Annotated in this window: 2 protein-coding genes; one reads left to right on the plus strand and one right to left on the minus strand. The window is 70.8% G+C overall.

The annotated features are described in order from the left end of the window. The first annotated feature begins 200 nt into the window (after positions 1-200). Positions 201-1,997 carry an AMP-dependent synthetase/ligase gene (locus ACTIR_RS0109415; protein WP_026454075.1) on the plus strand — a complete coding sequence of 599 codons (1,797 nt, stop codon included), beginning with the start codon at positions 201-203 and terminating at the stop codon, positions 1,995-1,997. A 129-nt stretch (positions 1,998-2,126) separates the two neighbouring features. Here the strand turns inward: ACTIR_RS0109415 and ACTIR_RS0109420 are convergent. Next, a partial coding sequence (locus ACTIR_RS0109420) for a peptidoglycan D,D-transpeptidase FtsI family protein (RefSeq protein ID WP_199285591.1) occupies positions 2,127-4,022 on the minus strand: 1,896 nt, incomplete at its 5' end.

Consider the following 4,022-nt stretch of genomic DNA (forward strand, 5'->3'; position numbering starts at 1 on the left):
GGCGTGCCCGCAGCGTGGTCCGGCGCGGGTGGGCCCGCGGCGTTGTCCGGCGCGGGCGGGCCCGCGGAGGCGTCAGCGGTGTCGGACACGGCGGTCACGATCGCACGTCCGGCGAACTCATCGGCCCCCGGGCATAGCCACGAAAACGGACAGGGGTTAGGTTGACCGGCCAGTAACAATGCTTGGACACGGAGGTGGACGTGCGCGAGTACAGCGCCCCCACGACTGCTGCGGTCGCCGACGACGAGAACATGTCGGACGTCGTCTGGGTCAACGCCGAGCGGTTCGGCGACACCGTGAGTTTCCGTCGCCAGGTCGACGGCTCGTGGCGCGACGTCACCGCGGCCGAGTTCGCCGCGCAGGTACTCGCCGTCGCGAAGGGCCTGATGGCCGCCGGCATCGAGCAGGGTGACCGGGTCGGACTGATGTCCAAGACCCGCTACGAGTGGACCCTGATCGACTTCGCCATCTGGGCCGCGGGCGGCGTGACCGTCCCGATCTACGACACGTCGTCGGCCGAGCAGGCGCACTGGATCCTGACCGACTCGGGAGCCCGGGCCGTCGTCGTGGAGACCGCCGAGCACGCCGAGACGGTCGGGTCCGTGCGCGAGCGCCTGCCCGAACTGGACAACCTCTGGCAGATCGAGGGTGACCGGCCCGCGGTCGACGAACTGTCCGCACTGGGGTCCGAGGTCGCCGACGACGACGTGCACACCCGCAGGCGCAGCGTCGGCGCACAGGACGTGGCCACCATCGTCTACACCTCGGGAACCACCGGCAGGCCCAAGGGTGTCGTGCTGACGCACCACAACCTGCTGGCCGAGGTGCGGGCCGACATCAAGGCCTTCCCCCAGCTGATGGACGCCGGCAACTCCCAGCTGCTGTTCCTGCCGCTGGCGCACATCCTCGCCCGCGCGATCGCGCTGACCGCGTTCACCTCGCGGGTCACGCTCGGGCACACCCCCGACATCAAGGATCTGCTCGCCGACCTGAGCACGTTCCGCCCGACCTTCGTGGTCGCGGTGCCGCGGGTGTTCGAGAAGGTGTACAACAACTCGAAGCTCAAGGCGCACTCCGAGGGCAAGGGCAAGATCTTCGACAAGGCGGAGGCCACGGCCGTGGCCTACAGCAAGGCGCAGGACGGGAGCGGCCCCGGCCTCGGCCTGAAGCTCAAGCACGCGGTGTTCGACAAGCTGGTCTACACGAAACTGCGTGCCGCGCTCGGGGGGCGCTGCATCGCCGCCGTCTCCGGCGGCGCACCGCTCGGCGGCCGGCTCGCGCACTTCTTCCGCGGCATCGGCGTGCCGGTGTTCGAGGGGTACGGGCTCACCGAGACCTCGGCGGCGGCCAACGTCAACACCCGCGACGAGTTCCGGGTCGGCACGGTCGGCAAGCCGGTGGCGGGCACCTCGGTCCGCATCGCCGAGGACGGCGAGGTCCTGCTCAAGGGTGACGTCGTGTTCCCCCGGTACTGGAACAACGAGCAGGCCACCAACGAGTCGCTGGAGGACGGCTGGTTCCACACCGGCGACCTCGGCCAGCTCGACGAGGACGGCTTCCTGAAGCTGACCGGCCGGAAGAAGGAGATCATCGTGACCGCGGGCGGCAAGAACGTCGCCCCGTCCGGCCTCGAGGACACGCTCAAGTCGAAGCCGCTGATCAGTCAGGCGATGGTCGTCGGGGACCAGCGGCCGTTCATCGGCGCGCTGATCACCGTCGACGAGGAGTTCTTCCCGACCTGGAAGCAGCAGCACGGCAAGCCCGCGGACGCGACCGTGGCCGACCTCGCCGACGACCCGCAGCTGCGGGCCGACGTCCAGGCCGTCGTCGACGAGGCGAACACGTTCGTGTCGAACGCCGAGGCGATCAAGAAGTTCGTCGTGCTGCCGCACGACTTCACCGAGGCCGGCGGCGAGATCACGCCGAGCATGAAGCTCAAGCGCAACGTGGTCGGCAAGAACTACGCCGAGGCGATCGAGCAGCTCTACGCACAGTGATTCCCTCCCGCCGGTGATTCCCCGCCGGTGATTCCCCGCCGGGCACACACCGGCGGACATCACGCGGAAGGCCCGGGGCGCACGCCGCCCCGGGCCTTTTTCGTGTCCGGACCCCCGTGCCGGTCCCGGTCAGCGCACCAGGGGGTGCCTCGGGGCGGGCTCGTCCGAGACCGGGAGACGGTAGTGCTGGGCGAGGAACCCGGCGATCTCGCGGAACAGCGGCGCCGCGGAGCCGTACTCCGGCAGCGTCGTGTCGGGGGCGTCCAACCACACCCCGACCACGAACCGCGGTTCGTCGGCGGGGACGGTCCCGGCGAAGGTGACGTTGTGCAGCGTGTTGCTGTATCGGCCGGTCTCCGGGTCCACCTGCTGCGCCGTCCCGGTCTTGCCGGAGATCTGATAGCCCTCCAGCGCGGCCTCCGGCGCGGTGCCCCGGTGCTCGTAGTCCCCGTCCTGCACCACGGCCCGCAGCATGTCGGTGACCGTGTCCGCCGTCGCCGGGTCGGCCACGCGGGTCGTGCGGGGGGCGGGTTCCGGCACACGCTCCCCGTCCGGGGTGATCCGCGCCCGCACGATCCTGGGTTCCACCCGGACACCGTCGTTGGCGAGCGCCTGGTACATGCTCGCCATCTGCACCACGGTCATCGACATGCCCTGGCCGATCGGCAGGTTCCCGAAGGTCGTGCCGGACCACTCGTCCCGCGGCGGGACGTAACCCGGGCTCTCCCCGGGCAGGCCGATCCCGGTCGTCCGGCCCACGCCGAACTGTTCCAGCTCCTCCAGGAACCGATCCGGACCGAGCTCGCGGGCCAGTTGCAGGGTCCCGACGTTGGACGACTTGGCGAACACGCCGCGGGTGGTGAACCGCTGGGTGCCGTGGGTCCAGGCGTCGTGCACCGTGTGGTCGGCGATCCGGAGGGAGCCGGGGACCTCGAGCACCGAGTCCGGGCCGACGATCCCGTCCTCGATCGCGGCGGTGGCGGTGACCACCTTCGCGACCGACCCCGGTTCGAACGGCGTGGTCACCGCGTCGTTGCCGAGCGCCTCGTTCGTCAGCTCGTCCTCGCCCGGGTCGAACGTGGTGTCGTTGGCGAGGGCGTGGACCTCGCCGGTCTCGGCGTCCAGAACCACGGCGGCCCCGCCCTCGGCGTGCGCGCGTTCGACGTAGTCGGCGAGGGTGCGCTGCACCTCGTACTGCACGTCCGAGTCGAGGGTCAGTTCCAGGTCCGAGCCCGGCGTGGCCGGCTGCACGTTCCGTTCGGTACCGGGGATCACCAGGTCGAGTCCCTGCCCCGGGGTGTTGACGATCTGTCTGCCCGGGGTGCCCGCCAGGACCTCGTTGCGCATGGACTCCAACCCGGACAGTCCGCCGAGGTTGTGCCTGCTCGGATCCGGGTCGTCCTGCCGCCAGTTCGCGTACCCGACGACCTTCATCGCCAGGTCACCGCCCGGATACACGCGCTTCGCCCGCTTCTCGTACCCGATCTCCGGGTACTTCTCCTGGATCTCCTCGGCCACCGACGGCCGCACCCCCTCGACGAGGTAGGTGAACGGTGCGTCCTTGTGGAACAGACGCAGCAGCTGCTCCTCCGTCGTACGGTCCGGGAGCCGGCGCGCGACGAAGCCGGCGACCTCGGCGGCCCGGGTGTCGAAGTCCTCGCCCGAATCGGGATCGGACCGCGCCGCCTCCGACCAGTCCTCCCGCATGCTCCGCAGATGCACCCACAGGGCCCGGGTCTCCACGCTGAACGCGAGTTCGTTGCCGTCCCGGTCGACGATGGCACCACGGGGCGCGGGGAGGTCGATCCGCGTGGTCCGCTGTCGTTCCGCGCGCTCGGAGAGGGCGTCCGCCTCGAACCCGTGGATGTAGCCCAGTCGCAGCCCCGCCGCGACCAGCACCAGAGTGAGGACGATGCGCCCCGCGACGAAGCGGCCGCGGTTGTTGCGCACCGAGACCGTGCCGCCCCGGCGGGCACCGACGGAGTAGGTGCGGCGTGCGCCGTTGCCGGACGGCCCCCCGCGCGC

Source organism: Saccharomonospora iraqiensis subsp. iraqiensis (genome assembly GCF_000430445.1).
Lineage (GTDB): Bacteria > Actinomycetota > Actinomycetes > Mycobacteriales > Pseudonocardiaceae > Saccharomonospora > Saccharomonospora iraqiensis.